The sequence below is a fragment of the Pseudomonas sp. VE 267-6A genome, assembly GCF_024126555.1.
In the GTDB taxonomy this organism is placed as follows: domain Bacteria; phylum Pseudomonadota; class Gammaproteobacteria; order Pseudomonadales; family Pseudomonadaceae; genus Aquipseudomonas; species Aquipseudomonas palmensis.
The window spans coordinates 34,701-58,264 of record NZ_JAMYBY010000025.1 but is presented as its reverse complement, the minus strand read 5'-3'; the positions used below and the strand labels follow the sequence as shown (position 1 = coordinate 58,264).

At 63.9% G+C, this 23,564-nt stretch carries 22 protein-coding genes and 2 pseudogenes; 9 read left to right on the top strand and 15 right to left on the bottom strand.

Annotated elements, in window-relative coordinates:
- Positions 1 to 94 precede the first annotated feature (94 nt).
- Positions 95 to 534: pseudogene (locus NJH59_RS23655) on the top strand (transposase); the annotation flags it as partial.
- A gap of 59 nt (positions 535 to 593) precedes the next feature.
- Here NJH59_RS23655 and NJH59_RS25630 read toward each other — a convergent pair.
- The 5 genes and pseudogenes from NJH59_RS25630 to radA all read right to left on the bottom strand — a co-directional run bounded on the left by NJH59_RS25630 (position 594) and on the right by radA (position 3,926).
- Positions 594 to 800, bottom strand: coding sequence for a polymorphic toxin type 28 domain-containing protein (locus NJH59_RS25630; RefSeq protein ID WP_367270557.1), 207 nt, complete (start codon positions 798 to 800; stop codon positions 594 to 596).
- A gap of 34 nt (positions 801 to 834) precedes the next feature.
- Positions 835 to 1,152 carry a hypothetical protein gene (locus tag NJH59_RS23650; RefSeq protein WP_253087386.1) on the bottom strand — a complete coding sequence of 106 codons (318 nt, stop codon included), beginning with the start codon at positions 1,150 to 1,152 and terminating at the stop codon, positions 835 to 837.
- A 5-nt stretch (positions 1,153 to 1,157) separates the two neighbouring features.
- Positions 1,158 to 1,325, bottom strand: a complete 168-nt coding sequence (locus tag NJH59_RS25625; protein ID WP_213607493.1) for a colicin E5-related ribonuclease — start codon at positions 1,323 to 1,325, stop codon at positions 1,158 to 1,160.
- Between the two features lie 212 nt (positions 1,326 to 1,537).
- A pseudogene (locus tag NJH59_RS23645) lies at positions 1,538 to 2,467 on the bottom strand (ShlB/FhaC/HecB family hemolysin secretion/activation protein); the annotation flags it as partial.
- Positions 2,468 to 2,558: 91 nt separating this feature from the next.
- Positions 2,559 to 3,926, bottom strand: a complete 1,368-nt coding sequence (radA, locus tag NJH59_RS23640; protein WP_253087385.1) for a DNA repair protein RadA — start codon at positions 3,924 to 3,926, stop codon at positions 2,559 to 2,561.
- Positions 3,927 to 4,101: 175 nt separating this feature from the next.
- Between radA and mscL the strand changes: the two genes are divergently transcribed.
- Positions 4,102 to 4,515, top strand: a complete 414-nt coding sequence (mscL, locus tag NJH59_RS23635) for a large-conductance mechanosensitive channel protein MscL (RefSeq protein ID WP_054916565.1) — start codon at positions 4,102 to 4,104, stop codon at positions 4,513 to 4,515.
- A gap of 48 nt (positions 4,516 to 4,563) precedes the next feature.
- Here the strand turns inward: mscL and NJH59_RS23630 are convergent, their stop codons facing one another.
- Positions 4,564 to 5,340: a ferredoxin--NADP reductase gene (locus tag NJH59_RS23630; RefSeq protein WP_043860573.1), complete on the bottom strand. Its 777-nt coding sequence runs from the start codon at positions 5,338 to 5,340 to the stop codon at positions 4,564 to 4,566.
- Positions 5,341 to 5,585: 245 nt separating this feature from the next.
- Between NJH59_RS23630 and NJH59_RS23625 the strand changes: the two genes are divergently transcribed.
- Together NJH59_RS23625 and NJH59_RS23620 are read left to right on the top strand one after the other, a co-directional pair.
- Entirely contained in the window at positions 5,586 to 6,290 is a 705-nt protein-coding gene (locus NJH59_RS23625) for a LuxR family transcriptional regulator (protein WP_043860574.1), read from the top strand.
- Between the two features lie 107 nt (positions 6,291 to 6,397).
- Positions 6,398 to 7,522: a methyltransferase gene (locus tag NJH59_RS23620; protein WP_043860575.1), complete on the top strand. Its 1,125-nt coding sequence runs from the start codon at positions 6,398 to 6,400 to the stop codon at positions 7,520 to 7,522.
- 135 nt (positions 7,523 to 7,657) lie between these two features.
- Here the strand turns inward: NJH59_RS23620 and NJH59_RS23615 are convergent, their stop codons facing one another.
- From NJH59_RS23615 to NJH59_RS23605, 3 genes are read right to left on the bottom strand one after another with little or no spacing between them, the layout of a single operon-like run.
- A complete protein-coding gene (locus tag NJH59_RS23615; protein ID WP_043860576.1) occupies positions 7,658 to 7,813 on the bottom strand; it encodes a DUF2474 domain-containing protein in 156 nt (51 codons plus the stop codon).
- Between the two features lie 12 nt (positions 7,814 to 7,825).
- Positions 7,826 to 8,833: a cytochrome d ubiquinol oxidase subunit II gene (gene cydB / locus NJH59_RS23610; protein WP_043860577.1), complete on the bottom strand. Its 1,008-nt coding sequence runs from the start codon at positions 8,831 to 8,833 to the stop codon at positions 7,826 to 7,828.
- Between the two features lie 3 nt (positions 8,834 to 8,836).
- The gene (locus NJH59_RS23605; protein ID WP_253087384.1) at positions 8,837 to 10,273 is read right to left on the bottom strand and encodes a cytochrome ubiquinol oxidase subunit I; all 1,437 of its coding nucleotides are present in this window, start codon (positions 10,271 to 10,273) and stop codon (positions 8,837 to 8,839) included.
- A gap of 373 nt (positions 10,274 to 10,646) precedes the next feature.
- On the opposite strand from NJH59_RS23605, the gene NJH59_RS23600 reads away from it, so the two are divergent.
- The gene (locus NJH59_RS23600) at positions 10,647 to 11,876 is read left to right on the top strand and encodes an MFS transporter (RefSeq protein WP_253087383.1); all 1,230 of its coding nucleotides are present in this window, start codon (positions 10,647 to 10,649) and stop codon (positions 11,874 to 11,876) included.
- Between the two features lie 92 nt (positions 11,877 to 11,968).
- Here the strand turns inward: NJH59_RS23600 and NJH59_RS23595 are convergent, their stop codons facing one another.
- Positions 11,969 to 12,454 (bottom strand): N-acetyltransferase, encoded by a 486-nt coding sequence (locus NJH59_RS23595; RefSeq protein WP_054916561.1) that lies wholly within the window; start codon positions 12,452 to 12,454, stop codon positions 11,969 to 11,971.
- 159 nt (positions 12,455 to 12,613) lie between these two features.
- On the opposite strand from NJH59_RS23595, the gene NJH59_RS23590 reads away from it, so the two are divergent.
- Positions 12,614 to 13,909 (top strand): NCS2 family permease, encoded by a 1,296-nt coding sequence (locus NJH59_RS23590; RefSeq protein WP_043860685.1) that lies wholly within the window; start codon positions 12,614 to 12,616, stop codon positions 13,907 to 13,909.
- Positions 13,906 to 14,991, top strand: a complete 1,086-nt coding sequence (gene trmA / locus NJH59_RS23585; RefSeq protein ID WP_043860686.1) for a tRNA (uridine(54)-C5)-methyltransferase TrmA — start codon at positions 13,906 to 13,908, stop codon at positions 14,989 to 14,991. Before NJH59_RS23590 ends, trmA begins: the two co-directional genes overlap by 4 nt.
- Positions 14,992 to 15,099: 108 nt before the next feature.
- Here trmA and NJH59_RS23580 read toward each other — a convergent pair whose 3' ends face one another.
- Complete coding sequence (locus tag NJH59_RS23580; protein ID WP_088513889.1) at positions 15,100 to 16,266, bottom strand: alkaline phosphatase family protein; 1,167 nt, start codon at positions 16,264 to 16,266, stop codon at positions 15,100 to 15,102.
- A 174-nt stretch (positions 16,267 to 16,440) separates the two neighbouring features.
- Between NJH59_RS23580 and NJH59_RS23575 the strand changes: the two genes are divergently transcribed.
- Positions 16,441 to 17,295, top strand: coding sequence for a shikimate dehydrogenase (locus tag NJH59_RS23575; protein ID WP_253087393.1), 855 nt, complete (start codon positions 16,441 to 16,443; stop codon positions 17,293 to 17,295).
- A 75-nt stretch (positions 17,296 to 17,370) separates the two neighbouring features.
- Here NJH59_RS23575 and NJH59_RS23570 read toward each other — a convergent pair whose 3' ends face one another.
- Entirely contained in the window at positions 17,371 to 18,039 is a 669-nt protein-coding gene (locus NJH59_RS23570) for a TetR/AcrR family transcriptional regulator (RefSeq protein WP_043860689.1), read from the bottom strand.
- An 81-nt stretch (positions 18,040 to 18,120) separates the two neighbouring features.
- Positions 18,121 to 20,028 carry a 3-dehydroshikimate dehydratase QuiC gene (gene quiC / locus NJH59_RS23565; protein ID WP_253087382.1) on the bottom strand — a complete coding sequence of 636 codons (1,908 nt, stop codon included), beginning with the start codon at positions 20,026 to 20,028 and terminating at the stop codon, positions 18,121 to 18,123.
- Positions 20,029 to 20,307: 279 nt separating this feature from the next.
- Here quiC and NJH59_RS23560 point away from each other — a divergent pair, with 279 nt between their 5' ends.
- Entirely contained in the window at positions 20,308 to 21,648 is a 1,341-nt protein-coding gene (locus NJH59_RS23560) for an MFS transporter (RefSeq protein WP_253087381.1), read from the top strand.
- A gap of 41 nt (positions 21,649 to 21,689) precedes the next feature.
- On the opposite strand, the gene NJH59_RS23555 is transcribed toward NJH59_RS23560, so the two are convergent.
- Together NJH59_RS23555 and NJH59_RS23550 are read right to left on the bottom strand one after the other, a co-directional pair.
- A complete protein-coding gene (locus NJH59_RS23555) occupies positions 21,690 to 22,511 on the bottom strand; it encodes a sugar phosphate isomerase/epimerase (protein WP_078481786.1) in 822 nt (273 codons plus the stop codon).
- Positions 22,512 to 22,656: 145 nt separating this feature from the next.
- Positions 22,657 to 23,433: an IclR family transcriptional regulator gene (locus tag NJH59_RS23550; RefSeq protein ID WP_043860693.1), complete on the bottom strand. Its 777-nt coding sequence runs from the start codon at positions 23,431 to 23,433 to the stop codon at positions 22,657 to 22,659.
- Positions 23,434 to 23,564: the final 131 nt, after the last annotated feature.

Sequence of the window (23,564 nt, the reverse complement as noted above, 5' to 3'; positions counted from 1 at the left end):
CCTCGTACCGCTCGCCTGCTGGACGCGGCCCTGACCGTCATGGGCTGCATGCCGGCAACGCGCCGGCCGACAGTGCCGACCTATCCCAGGCGCTGGCGTCGATGCTGAGTCCGGCCTGGTTCATCACGTCCATGGCACCGCAGCCAATGTGGCCGATGTCACACAGGTCGCCGAGCTGTTGCATGGCGAAGAAAGCACGGTGTATGCAGACGCCGGATACACCGGTGTCGAGAAGCGCGAAGAGCATGAAAGTCGTGAGTAATCTGGCAAGTCGCCGCGCGCCGCAGCACGTATTCCAAGCTGAACAAACGCAGCCTGCTTTACAAAGCCAAGCGCAAAATTGAGTACTGCAAAGCTCAGACACGGGCCAAGGTTGAGCATCCGTTTCGGGTGATCAAACGGCAACTTGGTTACGTGAAAGTGCGCTTTCGAGGGCTGATGAAGAACACGGCTCAGTTGACCACGCTGTTCGCTCTGTCGAACCTGTGGATGGCTCGAAAAAAGCTAATGAGTATGGGCGAGTTACGCGCGTAACACGGAAGAACGGGCGACAAAGCCCTCAAAACGCTGTGCCTGGGACTTTCTTTCGGCAATCAGCGCCACGCGCCGCAGAATGCTTGGCCGGCCGCCGCTTTTCGGCAAGTTGATCGGAGTATCCTTAGGTGATCCCGATAACAACCGCCAAGCTTCGGAACAGGATTACCAGCCATATCCTTTAAGGTACCCGTAATATCACTATTCTTGAAATTATTAAGAATATTGTCAATTTTTCCGACAGCTCTTTTTTGGCCTTGACTCAGCGTAGCCAGAGTGTCTGCAGCCCCTTTTGCACCGTCAAGCTTTAACTAAAACGAACTCCAATAGCGTATCAGGGTCTGAAATCGTACTTAGGAAGTACTTGGCCGATTTTCTAGACTCAGCCGGGAATAGCTCTCCGGCAGTCATAGCCAGGGCAGAAAAATCCGCAATACAATCCATGTCAGGCACTCTTTTATCTCCAATGACTTTAAACCCCTCGATTCCGAGTACGGCTGCATCGTGTTCATCGCAAAAAACTAGTAATTTATGCCCATCAATTAAGTTAAATAACGGCGTTTCACCCCAAAACCTAGTGGGCTCCGGCCCCGCACCCAGAAATATAAATTCGTTCATTACATTTAGTCCCATGGCGCGACCCAATTTTTATCATTTTTATCCGATACCTGCACGATCGCACCAGTCCGGTCATTCCGCACAACGTAAGAACCATCTTTGGCTACATAACCAGTTGCGGGATCATTGAGTCTGGTACCAGAAGCCGGATCGAAATCTCGCCATCCAAATATTGCATCACCCCTCTACAATCGACAGGCATTGATCAGACACAATAAGACTAAGTCCACAACCACCAAAATTCAGGTATATCCCAACGTAACCTTCGTCAACATTCTTAATTCTGTACCCGTACACGGCCAAAATCTCTAACCCCAAAAATCATCTAGACCATTTAACGATCTAATCGGGTAGGCAAAATCATCACTAATTGCTGACAACTCTAGCCATTGCCCTGGCCGAGCGCGCGGTACTCGCTTTCGCTATAGCTGTAGGTGAAGTTCCACCAGCCCCACGGCAGGTTGTAAAACAGCACGCCGTTCTTCGAACCGACAGCGTGGTCACTGACCACATCGTGGCCACCGCGCAGCACCAGTTGGTCGGCCAGGCCCAGCGGGCTGTCCCATTCGAAGCCCAGGTTGACCTGCTGCTCGCTGGTGCTCTTCTGCCCGTTGTTGTTGCGCGAGATCGCTGCGCGCCAGGGTTTCTGTGCGGTATTGCGCACCAGCACGGTACTGCCTCCTACGGCAGCACCGGGGCTCAGTTCCATCTGTGCTTTGTTCGACAACAAGCGATTGAGCTGGTCGACCATCTGTTCGATTTCACGCAGGTTGACCGGTTCGCCTTCACGGCCAGGAAAGGTCATGCCCAGCTCGCGTGCGGACAGTTGACTGTCATCGGCACCGCGCAGACCTTCCAGTCGCCCTTCCACCACCAGCACCTGCAGGTGTCCTGAGGACAGGTCCTGTTGCGGCAGGTAGGCGCGGCTGGTCACCCAGCCCTTGTCGATGTAGAGGTTGGTGATGGCTTTGAGCACTTCATTGAGCTGGGTAACGCCCAGGCACTGGCCGATGTAGGGCTGCAGCACGCGGCTGCGCTGGGCGCTCGAGAGGCTGTCGGTGCCCTTGAGCTCGATGGTGTCGATCTGAAAGCAGCGGGCATCGGCCGGCGCCGGTGCAGTCTGGGTAGGGGCGGTGCTGCCAGGCAGCTCCTTGAGTTCCTGCAGTCGCCGCTGCTGCTCTTCAAGCAACCGCCCCTGACGCTCGCGAATCAGTTCCTGGTCACCCGGCAAGCTTGCGGCCGATACAGGGCCAGCAAGGATGCCCAACAACAGCCAGAAGCAGGACAGCTTTGTGCCAGACACCAAAAACGCCATCTTCCCATCCCTGGAAGCAAAAAACGAAGGCGCGATAGTAGAGAGACAGAACTATGGCGTCAATTTGCCATCATGGCAAATTGATTACATTTTATTCAAACAACGCATCCAACGCCTGCTCCAGGCGCGTCACCGCAATCACCTGCAGCCCCGGCGGCGCTTCCTTGGGCGCGTTGCCCTTGGGCACGATGGCGCGCTTGAAGCCGTGCTTGGCGGCCTCCTTCAGGCGCTCCTGCCCGCTCGGCACCGGGCGCACTTCACCGGACAGGCCCACCTCGCCGAACACCAGCAGGTCGTGTGGCAGCGGGCGGTTGCGCAGGCTCGACATCACCGCCGCCATCAAGGCCAGGTCCGACGCGGTCTCCAGTACCTTGACCCCGCCCACCACGTTTAGGAACACATCCTGGTCGTGGGTGGGGATGCCGCCATGGCGATGCAGCACCGCCAGCAACATGGCCAGGCGGTTCTGGTCCAGGCCCAGGGTCACACGGCGCGGGTTGGCCATGTGGCTTTCATCCACCAGCGCCTGCACCTCCACCAGCATCGGCCGGGTACCTTCCCAGGTGGCCATCACCACGCTGCCCGGCACTTCCTCCTGTGCACGGGTCAGGAAGATCGCCGACGGGTTGGAGACTTCCTTGAGGCCGCGGTCGGTCATGCCGAACACGCCCAGCTCGTTGACCGCACCAAAGCGGTTCTTCACCGCGCGCAGCAGGCGCAGGCGACCGTCGGACTCGCCCTCGAAATACAGCACGGTGTCGACCATGTGTTCCAGTACCCGCGGCCCGGCCAACGCGCCCTCCTTGGTCACGTGGCCGACCAGGAAGATCGCCGTGCCGCTCTGCTTGGCATAGCGCACCAGCAAGGCGGCACTCTCGCGTACCTGCGACACGCCACCGGGCGCCGACTGCAACTGTTCGGTGAAGATGGTCTGGATGGAGTCGATCACCATCACCTTGGGCTTTTCGACCCGCGCGGTGGCAATGATGGTTTCGATGCAGGTCTCGGTCATCACCCGCAACTGATCCTGCGGCAGGCCCAGGCGACGGGCACGCATGGCCACCTGCTGCTGGGATTCTTCCCCGGTGACGTACAGCGCCGGCATGCGCGTGGCAATGTTGCACAGGGTCTGCAGCAGGATGGTGGACTTGCCGATGCCCGGGTCACCACCAATCAGCACCACCGATCCATCGACCAGGCCGCCACCGAGCACGCGGTCCAGCTCGGCGCTGGCGGTGCTGAAACGCGGGATCTCCTCGACACTGACCTCGGCCAGGGTCTTGATCTGCGCCTGTTGCCCGGCCCAGCCGGTGCGCCCGGCAGGCGCCGCGGCGGCGCCACTTTCGATCATGGTCTCGACCAGGGTGTTCCACGCGCCGCATTCGCCGCACTGGCCCGCCCACTTGGGAAAGGTCGCGCCGCACTCGGTGCAGCCGTACATGCGCTTGGCCTTGGCCATGGGGCAGTCTCCTGGAAAAAGGGGCCATGATAGCCGAGCCGAACCAGCTGCGGGGCGCCGCCTGGGCGACAAAACTATTCGGCATAGCCGGGGTCTTTTACTGCAACGCGGAGCATGAAGCGCATAGCTGATTTACACTGCGATGACCAATCTCATCTGTTACAGGGAATAAACCATGGGCGTGATCAGTGAATTCAAGGCCTTCGCGGTCAAGGGCAACGTGGTCGACATGGCCGTCGGTATCATCATCGGCGCCGCGTTCGGCAAAATCGTTTCATCGTTTGTTGGCGATGTGGTGATGCCACCCCTGGGCCTGCTGATCGGTGGAGTGGACTTCAGTGATCTGGCGGTGGTGCTCAAGGCGGCCGAGGGCGACGCGCCGGCGGTGGTGCTGGCCTATGGCAAGTTCATCCAGACGGTGATCGACTTTCTGATCGTGGCCTTCGCGATCTTCATGGGCGTGAAGGTGATCAACCGCCTCAAGCGCGAAGAAGCGGTGGCCCCGACCCTGCCGCCGGTACCCACCAAGGAAGAAGAACTGCTGGGCGAAATCCGCGACCTGCTCAAGGCGCAGAACCAGCAGCCCTGAACCGGGCCTGCCTGACCGTAACGGCGCCTTCGGGCGCCGTTGTGCTGTCTACCAGTAGTTTTCCACCGCCACCTGGCCCGGCCGGCGGCTGAGGCTCAGCTGAAGATCACGTGCCTTGAGCACCTGGCGGGTGTCGTCGATCATCTGCGGGTTGCCGCAGAGCATCACCCGCGAATGTTCGGGGGTCAGCGCCAGGCCGGCCGCACGCTCCAGTTCGCCGTTCTCGATCAGGGTGGTGATACGCCCGTTCAGCGCACCCGGGTGTTGCTCGCGGGTGACCACCGGAATGAACTGCAGCTTGCCCGCATGTTCGGCCAGGTAGTCGCGCTGCTCCAGGCCGGCGATCTCCTGCTGATAGGCGAGCTCCCTGGCTTCGCGCACCGAATAGACCAGCTTGATGGTGTCGAACCGCTCCCAGGCTTCGAAGTCCTGCAGTATCGACATGAAGGGCGCAATACCGGTACCGGTCGCCAGCAACCACAGGTCCCGCCCGTCGGCGAAGCGATCAAGGGTCAGGAAACCGAACGCCTGGCGGTCGATCAACAGTTGGTCACCCTCGCGCAGCCGGCTCAGCTCACTGGTGAACTCGCCGCCGGGCACGACGATCGAGAAAAAGTCCAGGTACTCGTCGAACGGCGACGAGACCATCGAGTACGCCCGCCACACCACGCTGCCATCGGCACGGGTCACGCCCAGGCGAGCAAACTGGCCGGCCCGGAACCGAAAACCGGGATCACGGGTTACGCGCAGGCTGAACAGGTTGGGGGTCAGCGGCTGGACATCGAGCAGGGTCTGGCGGGTGAACTTCTCCGCACTGGCAGTCATGGTGTGCTCCACAATTCAGGTAAACACAGTGTCGCGCAAAGCTGACGGGATAAACACCGCCGCGATGTAATGGCATTACGCTCATGTGTTTCAACCACGTAACAAAACATGTAACGCGGGTTGTACAACCCTATTTTTATGTAGAGCACTGGAACATTTCTATAGCAAAAAAAACCTAGAACAACGTGCGACTTTTCCTACACTCGATCCAGGGTGACTAATTGTAAAGGTGCACGGAGGCTCAAATGCCATATTGGAAGCAGGAGCAGCTGCAACAACTGACGCAGGAGGAAAACCAGCAACAGATGTTTGCCACTGCACTGTCACTGGCCGAGCAACTGGACATGGAGTTTCTGGCATACCGCCTGAACGGCAGGACGGTCGCCGAAGGCCCGCAGGTCATGATGTTCAACAACTACCCGGCCGAATGGAACGAGCTCTACAAGAAGAACGAGTACGCGCGCATCGACCCGGTGCTTGTGCATTGCCATCATTCGAACATGCCGGTGCTGTGGTCCCCGCAGTTGTACAAGCAAGCCCCCGAGTTGCGACAGACGGCGTGCGAACATGGCCTGTGCCATGGTTGGAGCCAGGGCACCCAAGACCTGCGCGGCAACGAAAGCGTGCTGTGCGTATCACGCCGGCAGGGCGAAGTGAGCATGGCGGAACTGTACGAAAAGTCGGCCCAGACCCTGTGGCTGTGCAACCTGCTGCACACCCTGATGGTTGCCAAGTTGCATCCGCCCAAGGCCCGCGTGCAGGCACTCTCGCCCCGGGAACGCGAGGTGCTGCAGTGGACCGCTGCCGGCAAGACCGCCGAAGACATCAGTTGCATCCTCACGCTGTCCAGAAGCACGGTCAATTTTCATATCCGCAGCATCACCAGCAAACTCAACACCACCAACAAGACCAGCGCGGTCGCCATCGCCACCCAGTACGGGTTGATCTGAGGTTCTGCTCGCCAACACCCCCCTCCCCACCTGCAAAAACGCTGTAGAATCTGCGCCCGTCCAGCGCCAAGCCCCAGCGCGCGCGCCAAAGCCCAGAGCCCTACGCCATGCCCCTGTTGATCACCCCCTTCGCCGAGCTCGAGCTGCTTCGCCAGCCCGAATACGCCAACGACCCCTTGCAGGCCTTCGACGCGGCCGACGAGTACCTGCTCGAACACCTGGCCGCGCAGGCGCTGCCTGCCACGAGCCGGGTACTGGTACTCAACGACAGCTTCGGCGCACTGGCCATCAGCCTGCGCGCCCATGCCCAGGTGCTGGGCAGCGGCGACTCCTACCTGGCCCGGCTGGCACTGGAGAAGAACCTGGTGCGCAATGGCCAGGCATTCGACAGTGTGCCCTTCATCGCCGCCAGCCAGCATTGGCAGGGGCCGTTCGACCGGGTGCTGGTGCGCGTACCCAAGACCCTGGCGCTGCTCGAAGAGCAGTTGATCCGGCTGCAGGGCCAGTTGGCACCCGGCGCGCAGGTAATCGCCGGGGCGATGATCAAGCACCTGCCACGGGCAGCCGGCGACCTGCTGGAGAAGTACATCGGCCCGGTGCAGGCATCGCTGGCGCGCAAGAAGGCGCGCCTGCTGATCGCCACGGCCGAGCCCAGGGCGGCGGCAGCCTCGCCCTACCCCACCCGTTATCAGCTGGAGCAACCACCGCTGGAGCTGGTGAACCACGCCAATGTGTTCTGCCGCGAAGGGCTGGATATCGGTACCCGTGCCTTCCTGCCACATCTGCCCCGCGACCTGGGCGATGCGCGGGTGGCCGACCTTGGCTGCGGCAACGGCGTGCTGGGCATCGTCAGCGCGCTGGCCAACCCGCAGGCGCACTACACCCTGGTGGACGAGTCGTACATGGCGGTGCAGTCGGCCGAGCAGAACTGGCAGGCGGCGCTGGGCGAGCGAGCCGTGACGGTGCGCGCCGACGACGGGCTGGCCGGGCAGGCACCGCAGTCCCTGGACGTGGTGCTGTGCAACCCGCCGTTTCACCAGCAGCAGGTAGTGGGGGACTTTCTCGCCTGGCGCATGTTCCAGCAGGCACGCGAGGCACTGGTGGTGGGCGGGGCGCTGTACATCGTGGGCAATCGGCACCTGGGCTATCACAGCAAGCTGGCGCGATTGTTCCGGGGAGTGGAGCAGGTGGCAGCCACGCCGAAGTTCGTGGTGCTCAAGGCGCGCAAGTAGGCCGGGTACGGAGCCGACACCTTCGCCGGCAAGCGGCTCCTGCGCCAGGCGGCCGGAACAGGCAAAAAAAACCCTGCGCAGCTCACGCGGCGCAGGGTGTAAACCCGCCCAGGGCGGGATGGGAAATACCTTGGCTCAGTGGGTACTCAAGCCCGCCGCCGCCATGAACATCCGCATCAGCCAGGCCACCACGGCCAGGCTTGCCACGCTCACTGCCCAGATCAGCAGCAGCCAGCCCAGGCGCTGCATCAGCGGCTTTTTCTCCGGTTCGAAGGTGTCTTTGCCAGTCATTGCCAGGCCCTCCTAGTGATAGCCGTCGTCGTGGGTCACCTTGCCGCGGAACACGTAGTAGCTCCAGAAGGTGTAGCCCAGGATGAACGGGATGATGAACAGCGTGCCCACCAGCATGAAGCCCTGGCTCTGCGGCGGCGCTGCGGCGTCCCAGATCGAGATCGACGGCGGGATGATGTTCGGCCACAGGCTGATGCCCAGCCCGCTGTAGCCCAGGAAGATCAGCACCAACGTCAGCAGGAACGGGGTGTAGTGGGCATGGCGTGCCACCGCCCGCACCAGCCCGTACAAAGTGACCAGCACCAGGATCGGCACCGGCAGGAACCAGAACAGGTTGGGCAGGCTGAACCAGCGCGTGGCGATGTCCGGATGCGCCAGCGGCGTCCAGATACTCACCACACCGGTCACGGCCAGCAGCACGAAGGCCAGTGGGCGTGCCAGGTCATGCATCTTGCTCTGCAACGGGCCTTCGGTCTTCATGATCAGCCAGGTGCAGCCGAGCAAGGCATAGGCCACGATCAGCCCCACCCCGCAGAACAGGCTGAACGGCGTCAGCCAGTCCAGCGAGCCGCCTGCGTAGTTGCGTTCGACCACCTTGAAGCCTTCGATGAATGCGCCCAGTGCCACGCCCTGGAAGAAGGTTGCGGCCAGCGAGCCGCCGATGAACGCCTTGTCCCACAGGTGGCGCTTGTCGGCCTTGGCCTTGAAGCGGAACTCGAAGGCCACGCCACGGAAGATCAGCCCCATCAGCATCAGCATCAACGGCAGGTACAGCGCCGAGAGCACCACCGCATAGGCCAGCGGGAAGGCGCCGAACAGCGCCGCCCCGCCCAGCACCAGCCAGGTCTCGTTGCCGTCCCAGACCGGGGCGACGGTGTTCATCATCACATCGCGGTCGCGCTCGCCCTTGACGAAGGGAAACAGGATGCCAATGCCCAGGTCGAAGCCGTCCATCACCACGTACATCATGATGCCGAAGATGATGATCACGGCCCAGATAAGCGGAAGATCAATACCCATGAGTCAGTTCCCCTTGCTCAGGCTGGCGTGGTCGTCGGCATGGTCGTCGTCGGCAGCCGACAACGGCCGCGCCGGGGTGCGTTGCTGGCCAGGCCCGCCATGGGTCGGCTGGTCGCCCTCGCCGGTTTCCGGCCCCTTGCGCACCAGACGCATCATGTAGCCGAGCCCCGCGCCGAACAGCGCGAAGTACACCACCACGAACATCACCAGGGTGATGCCCAGTTGCGCATAGCTGTGGTTGGACACGCCATCGGCGGTACGCATCAGCCCGTACACCACCCACGGCTGGCGACCGACCTCGGTGGTGAACCAGCCGGCCAGGATCGCGATCAGCCCGGACGGGCCCATCCACAGGGTCAGGTAGAGGAACGGGCGCGAGCTGTACAGGGTGCCGCGCTTGCGCAGCCACAGGCTCCACAGGCCCACGGCGATCATCAGCATGCCCAGCCCGACCATGATGCGGAACGACCAGAACACCACGGTGGAGTTGGGCCGGTCTTCAGGCGGGAACTCCTTCATCGCCGGCACCTGCTTGTCCAGGCTGTGGGTCAGGATCAGGCTGCCCAGCGCCGGGATCTCCAGCTTGAAGTGGGTGGTCTCGTTCTTCATGTCGGGGATGCCGAACAGGATCAGCGGGGTCGGCTCGTCGCCGACGTTTTCCCAGTGGCCTTCGATGGCGGCGATCTTCACCGGCTGGTGCTTGAGGGTGTTGAGCCCGTGGAAATCACCGATCACCGCCTGCACCGGCGCCACGATCAGCGCCATCCACATGGCCATCGAGAGCATCTTGCGAATCGCCGGGTTGTCCTTGCCGCGCAGCAGGTGCCAGGCGGCCGAGGCGCCGACGAAGAAGGCCGTGGCCACGAATGCTGCCGTGGCCATGTGCGCCAGGCGGTAAGGGAAGGACGGGTTGAAGATCACCGCGAACCAGTCGACCGGGATCACCACGCCGTTGACGATTTCATAACCTTGCGGGGTCTGCATCCAGCTGTTGGACGCCAGGATCCAGAAGGTGGAGATCAGCGTGCCGACGGCGACCATGATGGTGGCGAAGAAGTGCAGGCCGCGCCCGACCTTGTTCCAGCCGAACAGCATGACCCCCAGAAAGCCCGCTTCGAGGAAGAACGCGGTGAGCACCTCATAGGTCAGCAACGGCCCGGTGATCGAGCCGGCGAAGTCCGAGAAGCGGCTCCAGTTGGTGCCGAACTGGTACGCCATGACCAGGCCGGAGACCACGCCCATGCCGAAGTTGACGGCAAAGATCTTCGACCAGAAGTGGTACAGGTCGCGATAGACGCTGTTGTGGGTCTTGAGCCACAGGCCTTCGAGCACCGCCAGGTAACTCGCCAGGCCGATGGTGATGGCCGGGAACAGGATGTGGAAAGAGATCGTAAACGCAAACTGGATTCGGGCGAGATCTAGAGCCTCTAATCCGAACATAGTGCTTCCTCTGTCAGGTTATCCGGCGTCAGGGTCACGGCCTTGGCGCCAACTGCCCCTACGTCATTGAGTGCGGCGAGTTGGAATTGTTCTGAAAACTTGCAATCGCAGGGAATTCGGCCCTCCGGCCACATCGTTGCATTTGAAACAGTTGCAAAAACAACAATTGATCCAGGTCAACGATTGCCTGAAAGCATAGTCCTGAACGGGCCGTATGGTTGTGTGGTGGTTTGCCGCGTGACCGGTTGCCTCACCCCCTTTACGCACACACGAATCGGTGCGCCTACCGCACAGGGATGACGGCTTTCGCAACCTGCTGTTACAAACTGGTGATAATCTGCCCCGCCGCCCCCGCAAAGGCTCTGTATCGCACATGTCAGACCATGCCCCGCTCCTGCTGCGCCATCACCGCCCCTTCCTGGCGTTCTGGTGCGCGCGAATTTTCACTGCCAGCGGCTTCCAGATGCTCACCGTGGCCATCGGCTGGCACCTCTATCAGCTGACCGGCAACGTGCTCGACCTGGGCCTGGTGGGCCTGGTGGAATTCGCCCCGCGGGTGCTGTTCATGCTGCACACCGGGCATGTGGCCGACCGCTATGACCGGCGCCGGGTGGCAGCGCTGTGCCAGTTCGCCCAGGCGCTGATCGCCCTGGCGCTGGTGGTGGGCAGCAGCACCCACAGCGTGACCCGCGAACTGATCTTCGTGCTGGCGTTCCTGCTGGGCAGTGCGCGCTCTTTCGAGATGCCGGCCACCCAGGCGTTGCTGCCCAACGTGGTGCCCTCGGCGCTGTTCCCGCGGGCAGTGGCCGCGTCGGCCTCGGCCATGCAGTCGGCGACCATCGTCGCGCCGGCGCTGGGGGGCTTTCTGTATGCGTTTGGCAGCGTGTGGGTGTATGGCCCGACCGTGGTGCTGTACGTGATCGCCTGCTGCCTGACCTTGCGCCTGAGCGCCGCCCGCCAGCCGGCCAACCGGGGCCGGGCGAGCCTGGAATCGCTGCTGGCGGGCATTCGCTTCATTCGCAGCCGCCCGGACGTACTCGGCGCGGTGTCGCTGGACCTGTTCGCCGTGCTGCTGGGCGGCGCCACGGCGTTGCTGCCGGTGTTCGCCAAGGACATCCTGCTGACCGGCCCGTGGGGCCTGGGCCTGTTGCGCTCGGCGCCGGCGGTGGGGGCGCTGCTGATGTCGGTGTGGCTGGCGCGCTTCCCCATCGAGCGCAGGGTCGGGCGGGTGATGTTCACGGCGGTAGGGGTCTTTGGCGTGGCGACCATTGCCTTCGGCCTGTCGACCTCGTTCTGGTTCTCGCTGGCGGTGCTGGCGGTGCTGGGCGCGGCTGACATGATCAGCATGGTGATCCGCAGCGCGTTCGTGCAACTGGAGACGCCGGACGAGATGCGTGGTCGGGTAAGCGCGGTGAACGGGTTGTTCATCGGCGCCTCGAACCAGCTGGGCGAGTTCGAGTCCGGGGTCACGGCGCACTGGTTCGGCACCGTGCCGGCGGTGGTGCTGGGCGGGGTGGGCACGCTGGTGGTGACGGGCGTGTGGATCAAGCTGTTCCCGACGCTGGCGGGGCGCGATCACATGCATACCCAGAAAAAGGGCTGACCGCGCGTACCCAATCGTGGGTCAAGCTTGCTCCCACAAGGGCCTCACTGAATCTGTGGGGGCGGGATTGACCCGCAATGAGGCCAGCCAGATCAAAGCATCAGGGTCATCTGCCGCTCATACCCCACCCGCCCGCGATACCCCTCGCCGCTGTCCACCCACCCCGCCGCGCGGTACAGCCTCAACGCCGCCTGATTGTCGGTATCCACCGACAGTTGCAGGCAACGCACCTGCGGCCACACTTCGCGCACCCGCGCCGGCAGCGCCGCCAGGCACCAGCGGCCAAGCCCCTGCCCCTGCGCCCGCCAGTCCACCTGCAGGGCATGCAAGGTGGCCGCATCATGGCGGGCCCACGGCGGCAGGTGTGCACCACGCTTGAGCAGCAGGAAGCCCTGCGGCACGCCCCCCACCAGCAGCGCCAGCCCGCGCACATCGTCGCCGGGCCGGTTCAGCAGGGTATGCAGCGCACCCTCGATGTCACCGCAAAACGCCCGCTGCGCCGCCAGCACCTCGATGCCGGGCAGGCCTGCGCGCTGGGCCGGGGTCAGCGCATCGTAGTGAATCAGCTGCACGGTCATGGTCCTGGTCCAAAAGTGGCGGTCTTGCTGATATGATGCGCGGCTTTTTTGCGGCCCATTCAAAAATCACTCAGTCCGGCACCCCGTGTCCGGTACAGTCTGTGCTTTGCTGATGGGGTCGAACATTCAAGGCGCCGCAGTGCGCCACGGGGAGCTGGCATGCTGGAAAGGCTGTTTCAACTGAAAGCGCACAATACCAACGTGCGCACCGAAATCCTGGCGGGGGTCACCACCTTCCTGGCCATGGCCTACATCCTGTTCGTCAACCCGAGCATCCTCGGCGAGACCGGCATGGACAAGGGCGCGATCTTCGTCGCCACGTGCCTGGCTGCCGCCATCGGTTCGGCGGTGATGGGGCTGATCGCCAACTACCCGATCGCGCTGGCGCCGGGCATGGGCCTGAACGCCTTCTTCACCTACACCGTGGTGCTGCACATGGGCCACACCTGGCAGGTGGCACTGGGGGCGGTATTCATTTCGGCGGTGCTGTTCTTCCTGCTGTCGATCTTTCGCATCCGCGAATGGATCGTCAACAGCATTCCGCTGCCGCTGCGTTCGGCAATTGCCGCCGGCATCGGCCTGTTCCTGGCGCTGATCGCCCTGCACAACGCCGGCATCGTGGTCGACAACCCGGCCACCCTGGTGGGCCTGGGCGACCTGCGCAACCCGGCACCGGTACTGGCCACCCTGGGCTTCTTCCTGATCGTCGCGCTCGAGGCGATGAAGGTACGCGGCGCCGTGCTGATCGGCATCCTGGCGGTCACCGTCGCCTCCATCGGCCTGGGCTACACCCCGTTCAACGGCATCGTGTCGATGCCGCCCTCGCTGGCCCCGACCTTCCTGCAGCTGGACATCAAGGGCGCACTGGATGTCGGCCTGATCAGCGTGATCTTCGCCTTCCTGTTCGTCGACCTGTTCGACAACTCCGGCACCCTGATCGGCGTGGCCAAGCGCGCCGGGCTGATGGGCAAGGACGGCCACATGCCGAAGATGGGCCGCGCCCTGATCGCCGACAGCACCGCGGCCATGGCCGGCTCGCTGCTGGGCACCTCGACCACCACCAGCTATATCGAATCGGCGGCCGGCGTGAGTGCCGGCGGACGCACCGGGCTGACCGCCATCGTGGTGGCTGGGCTGTTCCTGCTGGCACTGTTCTTCGCCCCGCTGGCCGGCAGCGTTCCGGCCTTCGCAACCGCGCCTGCACTGCTGTTCGTCGCCGTGCTGATGGCCTCGGGCCTGGCGGAAATCAACTGGGACGACGTGACCGAGGCCGCCCCGGTGGTGGTCACCGCGCTGGCCATGCCGCTGACCTATTCGATTGCCAACGGCATCGCCTTCGGCTTCATCTCCTGGACCGTGATCAAGCTGATCTCGGGCCGCCGGCATGAACTGAACTCGGCGCTGGTGGTGCTCTCCATCCTGTTCGTGATCAAGCTGGGCTGGTACGCCGCATGAGTTCCGTCTACGACCCGACTACCTACACCGCGCAGCTTGAGGCCAAGGTCGAGCGCCTGCGCGCACTGCTGGCGCCATTCGGCGCACCGGAGCCGGCGGTGTTCGACTCGCCGCGCGAGCATTACCGCCTGCGCGCCGAGTTTCGCCTGTGGCGCGAGAACGAGCAGCGTCACTACGCGATGTTCGCCCCGGGTGAAAAGCACCAGGCGATCCTGATCGACGACTTCCCCATCGCCAGCCAGCGCATCAACCAGTTGATGCCGCAGCTCAAGGCGGCGTGGCAGGCCAGTTCGGCGCTGAGCTTCAAACTGTTCCAGGTGGAGTTCCTGACCACCCTGGCGGGCGACGCGATGATCACCCTGTGCTACCACCGTCCACTGGACGAGCATTGGGAAGCCGCTGCCCGGCAACTGGCGACCGACCTGGGCGTGAGCATCATCGGGCGCTCCAAGGGCAAGCGCGTGGTGATCGGCCGTGACTATGCGGTTGAAGAGCTGGCCGTGGGCGGGCGCACTTTCCGCTATCGCCAGCCAGAAGGCGCGTTCACCCAGCCCAACGGCACGGTGAACCAGAAGATGCTCAACTGGGCCTACGAGGCCCTGGGCGAGCGCGAGGACGACCTGCTGGAGCTGTACTGCGGCAACGGCAACTTCACCCTGCCGCTGGCCACGCGGGTGCGCAAGGTGCTGGCCACCGAGATCAGCAAGACCTCGGTGAACGCCGCGCTGCACAACCTGGACGACAACGGCGTGGATAACGTGCGCCTGGTGCGCCTGTCGGCCGAAGAGCTGACCGAGGCCCTGAACGAGGTGCGGCCGTTCCGGCGCCTGGAAGGCATCGACCTGAAAAGCTATGCCTTTGGCAGCGTGTTCGTCGACCCGCCGCGCGCGGGCATGGACCCGGACACCTGCGAGCTGACCCGGCGCTTCGATAACATCCTGTACATCTCGTGCAACCCCGAGACACTGGCGGCGAACATCGAGCAGTTGAGCGATACGCACCGTATCGAGCGGTGTGCGCTGTTTGACCAGTTCCCGTATACGCACCATATGGAAAGCGGGGTGCTGCTGGTTCGGCGCTAGGCCCGGATCGGCGGTGTTCTATCGCGGGTCAAGCCCGCTCCCACAGGAATGTCACGGCTCTGAAGGGCAGTGGGGTACCTGTGAGAGCGGGCTTGATCCGCGATGGCCCTAATCTGAGTACATCAACAGCGGCACCACCTGGTCCGCGTCCGTCAACGCCCCATGGTGCCCGCGCCACTGGCTGGGGTGCTTCTCCTCCACGCTGCGAATGATCCCGCCGGCCCCGGTCGGAACCACGATCAGGTCCCCGATACGCCCCTCGGCCTGGCTCAGCATCACGTCCCCGAACAACCCCGCGCCAATCGCCTGGGCCTTGCTCAACACCCGGTATTCATCCCCCAGGCGGTTCTGCCAGCGCTCGTGCACGCGGTCCTGCTGATGCTCGTGGGTGTACAGGTAGCGCGCCCGGATGTCCCCGGCCATCGCCCGCACCCCGTCCTGCAAGGCACTGTCGGTATCGAAGTCATGCACCTGGGCGCGGTCCAGGTCGAGCATGCCGTGGTCGGCAATCACGAGCATGCGCGCCGAGCGCGGCAGGCGTCCGGCAATGTCGCGGGCCAGCTGATCGGCAATCTCCAGTTGCCTGCACCAGTCGGGCGAGCCCGGCCCATACAGGTGCCCGGCAAAGTCCAGGTCACCGAAATAGGCAAAGCAGAAGGCTGGCGCCTCCACCTCCAGTGCGCTACGCACCAGCTCGGGATAGGCATCGTAGGCCGGCGCGGCAAGGATGCCGCCGGCCTTGTAGATGGCACGGGTGAAGTCCGAGTCGGCAAAGCGCCCGAGCATGACCGTGCTGATCTGTACGCCCTGGGCGGCCGCGTCTTCCCAGGCGGTCTGCGGCACGATGAAGGAGGCCGCGACAGGCGCCGCGGTCGGCACGCTGCCCGTCTGCGCGGCCGCAGTGGTCCATGACAGCGGCGAGAACACCGAATGGGCATCCAGGGCGAAATCGCAGCCCACGATGCCATGCGCACCGCTGCCCATGCCGGAGGTCACGGCGGCCAGGCTGGCGGCAGTGGTGGCCGGGAAGCCGACCTTGAAATGGCTGTCGGGCTGCATCAGCGCGGCCAGGAACGGTGCATGCTCGGCGTGCGCCTTGAGCAGGTTCCAGCCCAAGCCGTCGATCAACAGCAGGCAGGTGGCTGTAGAGCGCTCGAGCCGGAACGGATTCCTGAAGCCCCTGGCGCCCAACCCGGCGAAAACCGACTGGGTCAGACTGGCCAGGCCCGGCCAGGTGTCGTGAACGTCCCGCATCTCTTCGAACTGCGCCGCCATGTCGCCCTCCGTGGTGCCGTGCAAAACAACAGGTTTAGCACAGCTTGTTCGATCAGCGAACAGAAACGATCAATGCACGGCCCGCCCCGATTGACCCTGTTAACCAGTCAGTACATTTTAGTCGTGACGCTCCCTCCCCCTGCCAAGAACAACAATGGAGTTTTACCGATGAGTTTGGCCTCCCCTTCCGGCATTCTCGCCGGCCTGATCGGCGCCGGCATCCAGGCCTCGCGTACCCCGGCCCTGCACGAGCACGAAGGCGCCGCCCAGGGCATCAACTACCTGTACCGGCTGATCGACCTGGACCAGCTGAAGCTGGACAGCAGCGCCCTCGAAGAACTGCTGACCGCGGCCGAGTACATGGGCTTTACCGGGCTCAACATCACCTTCCCGTGCAAGCAGGCGATCGTGCCCCTGCTCGACGAGCTGTCGCCCGAGGCGCGTGGTATCGGCGCGGTGAACACCGTGGTGCTCAAGGACGGTCGACGCATCGGCCACAACACCGACTGCCTGGGGTTTGCCGAGGGTTTCAGGCGTGGCCTGGGTGATGTTTCACGCCGTCATGTGGTGCAGATGGGGGCAGGCGGTGCGGGTGCCGCGGTGGCCCATGCGCTGCTCAGCGAAGGGGTGGGCCAGCTGACACTCTTCGATGTGGAGCCCGCCCGGGCCCAGGCACTGGCAGACAACCTCAACCAGCATTTCGAGGGCAGCCCGGCACGCTGCGGGCATGACCTGCAAGCGGCCATGGGCCAGGCCTGCGGGCTGGTCAACACCACCCCCATGGGCATGGCCAAGCTGCCGGGCATGCCGGTGCCCAGGGCTCTGCTGCGCGCCGAAATGTGGGTGGCCGAGATCGTGTACTTCCCGCTGGAGACCCAATTGCTGCGCGAGGCGCGGGCACTGGGATGCCGCACGCTCAACGGGGCCAACATGGCGGTGTTTCAGGCGGTGAAGGCCTTCGAGCTGTTCAGCGGCGTGGTGCCGGATGCACAGCGCATGATCGGGCACTTCAACAGCCTGGGGGATTGAACGCTTAGCCGGCACCTGTACAGGGTGGTCAACCCGCAGGTGCCGGCCCTGCCGGCGACTGGAGGCTCCCCGGCATCAGGCCTGCAGGTAGCGCAGCACCGACTCGCAGATCATCTCGCGGTGCTTGTCCTTGAGCGCCTTGTCCTCGAAATCCACCTGGAAGATCTCGCCAAAGGTGTGCCGGTTGGACACGCGATAGAAGCAGAACGAGCTGATCAGCAGGTGAACGTCCAGCGCCGTCAGGCCCTGGCGGAACACCCCCTCGGCAGCCCCGCGCTGGAGTATCTCGTCCAGCGCGGTGAGCACCGTCTTGTTCATCGAGCGGATCGCGGCCGACTGCTTGACGTACTCGCCGTGATGCATGTTTTCGTTGCACACGATACGCACGAAGTCGACGTTGCGATCATGGTGATCGAAGGTGAACTCGATCAGCCGGCGAATGCCCTGGCGCGGCTCCAGTTCAGCCAGGTGCAGGTTGCTTTCGGTGCTGCGGATATCGCCGTAAAGCTTCTCCAGCACCTCCACATACAGCTGCTCCTTGCTGTTGAAGTAGTAGTAGATCATGCGCTTGGAGGTCTGGGTGCGCTCGGCGATCGCATCGACCCGGGCACCGGCCAGGCCTTGCTGCACGAACTCGCTGATGGCCGCCTGCAGAATGTTCTCGCGGGTTTTCTCAGGATTGTTCTTGCGGCTCTTGCGCGGCGCCTCGGCAGGTGCCGCCAAGGGTGCTGGAGTTGTCGTCATACGGGGCTCTTGACCAGTCGGTTAACCGCGCGATTATGGCCCCGGGGTGCGCCAGAAGAAAGCCTGACGGGCGCTGACACGTTACAGCTTGGCATGCCGCAGCCCGCCGCTGCGCGCCTTGGCCATCGCTGCCAGGCGCACCGCGACGTTGGCCGCACCGTAACCGCTGTAGCCATTGCGCCGCTGCAGCACCTCGAAGAAGAAGCGCTCCTCGAACGGCTCGGTGTACACGTGGAACAGCTCGCCGCCCTGGGCATCACGGTCGTACAGCACGTTGTAGTAGGCCAGCTCGCTCAGGAACTGATCGTCGAAGTCGAACCGGGCCGCCAGGTCGTCGTAGTAGTTCAGCGGGATATCGAGCAGCGCCACGCCGGCTTCCTTGGCGCGCTTGACGGCGGCGAAGATGTCCTGGCAGTCGAAGGCGATGTGATGCACGCCCGAGCCGCGGTAGTTGGACAGCGCGTGGGCAATCGCAGTGTTGCGGTTTTCGGAGATGTTCAACGGCAGCCGGATCGAACTGCACTGGCTGCGCAGGGCGCGGCTCTTGACCAGGCCATAGGGATCGGGAAGCACCACCTCGTCATCGGCGCTGAAGTCGAGCAGGCTTTTGTAGAACAGCACCCAGCTGTCCAGGCTGTCGGCCGGCAGGGCCAGTGCCATGTGGTCGATGCGGGTCAGGCCCAGGCCACGGGCCGGTTGCTCGCTGAGGCTGAAGTCGGTGTCGTAGATGGTGCGTCCGTCCGCGCCCTGGTCCACCAGGTAGATCAGGCTGCCGTCGGGGGCGCGTACCGCTGCCAGCTCACGTTCGTTGGGCCCCACCAGGCCACGATAGGGCTGGCCGTGATAGGCCACCGCCCGGGCCAGCGCCTGGGCGCTGTGCCTGACCCGGATCGCCGTGGCGCACAGCGACGGGCCGTGGCTTTCGAAGAAGTTGTGCGCGAACGAATAGGGCTCGGCGTTGAGGATCAGGTTGATCTCGCCCTGGCGCAGCAGGCTCACATTCTTCGAACGATGCTTGCCGGCACGGGCAAAGCCCAGGCCTTCGAGCCAGTTGCCCAGCTTGGCGCCCGAGGCGTCGTCGACCGCAAACTCGAGAAACTCGATGCCATCGCAGCTGCTGGCCGGCGGCGGCGCGAACAGCAGCTCAGGGTCGGCCAGCGGTGCGGTGCGTTCGAGCAACTGACGGGTCTTTTCCTCCAGGTACAGCAGCGAACGCAGGCCGTCGGCGGCATTGGCCCGTGGCGGCGCGGCACGAAAACCGTCGTTGAAGATCTCCAGCGACAGCGGCCCGCGATAGCCGGCCTGCAGAATCGGCGCCAGAAACCCCGGCAGGTCGAACTCGCCCTGCCCCGGGAAGCAGCGAAAATGCCGGCTCCACTCCAGCACATCAATGGCCAGGATCGGCGCATCGGCCATCTGCACGAAGAAGATCTTGTCCCCCGGCACCTGCGCGATGGCGCTGGGGTCGCCCTTGAGCGACAGGGTGTGGAAGCTGTCGAGGATCATGCCCAGGTTGGCGTGATCGGCCTGGCGCACGATGTCCCACACCTGCTGCCAGGTGTTCACGTGCCGCCCCCAGGCCAGCGCCTCGTAGCCGATGCGCACACCGTGGGCGGCGGCCCGCTCGGCCAGCAGGCTCAGGTCGTCGACCAGCAGTTGCTGGCCGCCCAGCGCGTCGGCCGACACGTTGCTGCACACCAGCACCAGGTCGGTGCCCAGTTCCTGCATCAGTTCGAACTTGCGCTCGGCGCGCTCCAGGTTGCGCGCCAGGCGCCCGCGCGGGCAGCCCTCGAAATCGCGAAACGGCTGGAAAAGGGTGATGTCCAGCCCCAGGTCGGTGCAGCGCTGGCGAATCTCGCGGGGGCTGCCGTCGTAGTAGAGAAGGTCGTTTTCGAAGATCTCCACGCCGTCGAATCCGGCGGCGGCAATGGCTTCGAGTTTTTCCGGCAAGGTGCCGCTCAGGGACACGGTGGCAATCGAACGCTGCATCTTCAGGCTCCAACGGGCAGGCAGTGCCCAGCTGCACGAATTATTGGCTGGGGTTTATCCTAGCTCAATCAAAAGGTACGAACTGGTTAGTTTTGTGTGCGATTATCGCCCAGTACCCGCCCAGATCAATTGACCCTTTTTTGACCAATGCGCACCATTTCTTACCACCAGGCAGATGAGCATCTTGCCAAAAGCACCGACGAACCTGCCGTAGTCGACTGGTGTACCGCGTGTCATCCTGGCTTGACCCATAAACATAAAAATACGGGTAATCACCACATGATCCACAGCCAAAGCACTCCCCTGGCCCAGCCATCGGCCAGTACCCCGCACGCCGGCATCGGCGACAAGATCCGTGGCGCCATGGGCGTCGGCAAGACCCGCTGGGTGATGCTGGCGCTGGTATTCTTCGCCACCACCCTGAACTACATCGACCGCGCCGCACTGGGCGTGATGCAGCCGATCCTGGCCAAGGAAATGAGCTGGACGGCGATGGACTACGCCAACATCAACTTCTGGTTCCAGGTGGGCTATGCCATCGGCTTCGTGCTGCAGGGCCGGCTGATCGACCGCATCGGCGTCAAGCGCGTGTTCTTCTGCGCGGTGCTGCTGTGGAGCCTGGCCACTGGCGCCCACGGCCTGGCCACCTCGGCGGTGGGCTTCATGGTCTGTCGCTTCATCCTCGGCCTGACCGAAGCGGCCAACTACCCGGCCTGCGTGAAGACCACCCGGCTGTGGTTCCCGGCGGGCGAGCGGGCGGTGGCCACCGGCATCTTCAACGCCGGCACCAACGTCGGCGCCATGTTCACCCCGATGCTGCTGCCGCTGATCCTCACTGTGTGGGGCTGGCAGGCGGCGTTCATGGCCATGGGCGCGCTGGGCCTGGTGTGGGCCACGTTCTGGGGCCTGAAGTACTTCAACCCGGAAAACCACCCGAGCGTGAGCAAGGCGGAACTGGCGTACATCCAGAGCGAGGTCGAGCCTGAACAGGCGGCCGTGCCGTTCACCCGTATCCTGCGCATGCGTGGCACCTGGGCCTTTGCCCTGGCCTACTCGATCACCGCGCCGGTGTTCTGGTTCTACCTGTACTGGCTGCCGCCGTTTCTGAACCAGCAGTACAACCTGGGCATCAGCGTCACGCAGATGGGCATCCCGCTGATCGTGATCTACCTCAGTGCCGACTTCGGCAGCGTGGGTGGCGGGATCCTGTCCTCGTTCATGATCGGTCGCGGCATGGCGCCGGTGAAGGCGCGGCTGCTGTCGATGCTGCTGTTCGCCACCACCATCGTCGGGGTGATCTTCGCCGCAGGCGCCAGCAGCCTGTGGGTGGCGGTACTGGCCATCTCCCTGGCGATTGCCGCGCACCAGGCCTGGACCGCCAACATCTGGAGCCTGGTGATGGACTACACGCCCAAGCACATGATGAGCACCGTGTTCGGCTTTGGCGGCATGTGCGCGGCCACCGGGGGGATGTTCATGACCCAGATCGTGGGGCATGTGCTGACCAGCACCAACAACAACTACACCGTGCTGTTCACCATGATTCCGGCGATGTATTTCATCGCGCTGCTGTGGATGTATTTCATTGCACCGCGCAGGATCCCGACAGTCGAGGCGTAAGCCCGGGCTGCAATGCAGCCCTTCGCCAGCAACGCTGGCTCCTACAGGGAGCCGGCGTTCATTACCTTGCGGGCCTTCTCCAGCGCCCACTGCGCGCGCTGCAGCGCACTCACCCCCTGCTCCAGCAACTGGCGCGTGGGGATCTCCAGGCTCAGCGGCAGGTCGGCCGGCAAGCTGTGCAGCAACCCGTTCAGGTCGCACTCCCCATCCCCTGGAAAACGTCGCTCGTTACGCGCCTGACGCAGGATCTCGGCCATGTCGTCGGGGCGCGGGCCCGCCACGTCGCACAGTTGCGCGTAGCGGATGCGCGAGACCGGCAGGCGGCGCAGGTCTTCCAGGCGCGACGCCGAGCGATCGAAGTGGAAGGCATCGACCAGCACGCAGCCGTTGGCGCGCCCGGCGTTTTCGACGATGCGGGTGGCCTGGGTCAGGTCCTTGGCATCGGTCCACGGCATGAACTCCAGGTGCGGGTGCAGGCCATACGGCGCGGCCAGGTCGCACAGCGCCGCGAAGTTGTCGGTCAGGCGCTGTTCATCCGGGTCGTTGCCGGCAACCAGCAGCTCGCTGGCACCGAAGTCGGCGCCCACCGCGAGCAGGGCCTCAAAGTTGGCGACCAGGGTGTCGGGCTTGAGCCGCAGAATCTCCACATCGAGCACCCGGATGCCGGTGTCGCGCAGGCGCTCGGCTGTCTGCCGGCGCAGGCCGGCGTCGCTTGCCAGCGGGAAGTGATGCTCTTCGGGGGTGGCCGGCTCGAGGCGCAGGCCGACATGGCTGTAGCCGGCCCGGGCGGCGACTTCGACCATCCGGGGTGGGGACAGCTCAAGGACAGTGAGGGCGGCCAGGGACATGACACGTGGGTTCATGGAGGAGTCTCGGGTGCGTTGTTGTATTTGCATTATTTAGAACTTAGTTCCAATTTCAATGCAAGTACAAAAAAAACAGCTTTGCGCTCCGCAAAACTGCCTTTGTTTGCCTGAGGGCCGCTTCGCTGGCTTGCCAGCGAAGCGTCTAGACAAACAGCTCCGACGCCGGGCTGGCCGCCGACAGCTCGGCCGCCGCCGCCAGCAACGCCGGCGCCAGCTCGTGCAGGCGCGCCTCGTTCAGGCGCGCGGTCGGCCCGGCCACGCTCAACACCCCGACCACATGCCCATCCTGCGGGTGACGCACCACCGCCGCCAACGCCGACGTACCCAGCGCCGAACTCTCCACCACCCACGCATAGCCCAGTTCCCGCGCCATGCGCAGGCGTTCCAGCAGCTGGGCATTGGAAGCTGGCGCGTTCGGCCCGAAGTCCTCGCGCCGGCCCACGCCCTGGCGCTCCACCAGCAGCAACGCCTGGGCATCGCTCAGGCTGGCCAGCCAGGCATGCCCCGACGCGCTGTAGAACAGCGGCGCCTCACGCCCCATGTCCGGGTCGTAGCGCAGGCCGGAGCGGGCGCCCTGGGCCTTGGCGATCCACACCTGGCGCTCGCCGTCGATGATCCCCAGCCGCACCAGCTCGCCGGTCTGCGCGGCCAACTGGTCGAGAATCGGCTGGACGATGTCGGCACCGCTCTGGGCCAGGTAGCGAAAACCCATGCCCACCAGCTTGGTGCTCAGCAGGTACCGGCTGTTTTCCGGGTTCTGGCGCACGTAGCCCAGGCGCATGAGCTCGGCGAGCATGCGATGGGTCGCGCTCTTGGGGATGTCCAGCTGCTCGGCCAGGGTCTGCATCGGCAGCCCGCGCGGCTCGCTGGTGAGGCTTTCGAGAAGGCTGAAAGCACGTTCGATCTGACTGCCGGCCATGGTCACGGTCCCTGAAAATTTCGCCGATTCTAAAGAGCGCCGGGCAAAGCGCAAACCACTGTTCGATCTTCGCCCAACTTTGCAGGCGACGGCCTTGGCAGCCGACGTGCAATCATAGAATATGGAACTTC

Coding starts and splice junctions, on each gene's coding strand:
- NJH59_RS23590 (WP_043860685.1), top strand. CDS start 12,614: ATGCTGGAAAGGCTGTTTCAACTGAAAGCGCACAATACCAACGTGCGC.
- NJH59_RS23580 (WP_088513889.1), bottom strand. CDS start 16,266: ATGGCGGCGCAGTTCGAAGAGATGCGGGACGTTCACGACACCTGGCCG.
- cydB (WP_043860577.1), bottom strand. CDS start 8,833: ATGGGTATTGATCTTCCGCTTATCTGGGCCGTGATCATCATCTTCGGC.
- NJH59_RS23630 (WP_043860573.1), bottom strand. CDS start 5,340: ATGACTGCCAGTGCGGAGAAGTTCACCCGCCAGACCCTGCTCGATGTC.
- NJH59_RS23600 (WP_253087383.1), top strand. CDS start 10,647: ATGTCAGACCATGCCCCGCTCCTGCTGCGCCATCACCGCCCCTTCCTG.
- mscL (WP_054916565.1), top strand. CDS start 4,102: ATGGGCGTGATCAGTGAATTCAAGGCCTTCGCGGTCAAGGGCAACGTG.
- NJH59_RS23570 (WP_043860689.1), bottom strand. CDS start 18,039: ATGACGACAACTCCAGCACCCTTGGCGGCACCTGCCGAGGCGCCGCGC.
- trmA (WP_043860686.1), top strand. CDS start 13,906: ATGAGTTCCGTCTACGACCCGACTACCTACACCGCGCAGCTTGAGGCC.
- NJH59_RS23555 (WP_078481786.1), bottom strand. CDS start 22,511: ATGAACCCACGTGTCATGTCCCTGGCCGCCCTCACTGTCCTTGAGCTG.
- quiC (WP_253087382.1), bottom strand. CDS start 20,028: ATGCAGCGTTCGATTGCCACCGTGTCCCTGAGCGGCACCTTGCCGGAA.
- NJH59_RS23625 (WP_043860574.1), top strand. CDS start 5,586: ATGCCATATTGGAAGCAGGAGCAGCTGCAACAACTGACGCAGGAGGAA.
- NJH59_RS23650 (WP_253087386.1), bottom strand. CDS start 1,152: ATGAACGAATTTATATTTCTGGGTGCGGGGCCGGAGCCCACTAGGTTT.
- NJH59_RS23615 (WP_043860576.1), bottom strand. CDS start 7,813: ATGACTGGCAAAGACACCTTCGAACCGGAGAAAAAGCCGCTGATGCAG.
- NJH59_RS23620 (WP_043860575.1), top strand. CDS start 6,398: ATGCCCCTGTTGATCACCCCCTTCGCCGAGCTCGAGCTGCTTCGCCAG.
- NJH59_RS23605 (WP_253087384.1), bottom strand. CDS start 10,273: ATGTTCGGATTAGAGGCTCTAGATCTCGCCCGAATCCAGTTTGCGTTT.
- NJH59_RS23560 (WP_253087381.1), top strand. CDS start 20,308: ATGATCCACAGCCAAAGCACTCCCCTGGCCCAGCCATCGGCCAGTACC.
- radA (WP_253087385.1), bottom strand. CDS start 3,926: ATGGCCAAGGCCAAGCGCATGTACGGCTGCACCGAGTGCGGCGCGACC.
- NJH59_RS23550 (WP_043860693.1), bottom strand. CDS start 23,433: ATGGCCGGCAGTCAGATCGAACGTGCTTTCAGCCTTCTCGAAAGCCTC.
- NJH59_RS23595 (WP_054916561.1), bottom strand. CDS start 12,454: ATGACCGTGCAGCTGATTCACTACGATGCGCTGACCCCGGCCCAGCGC.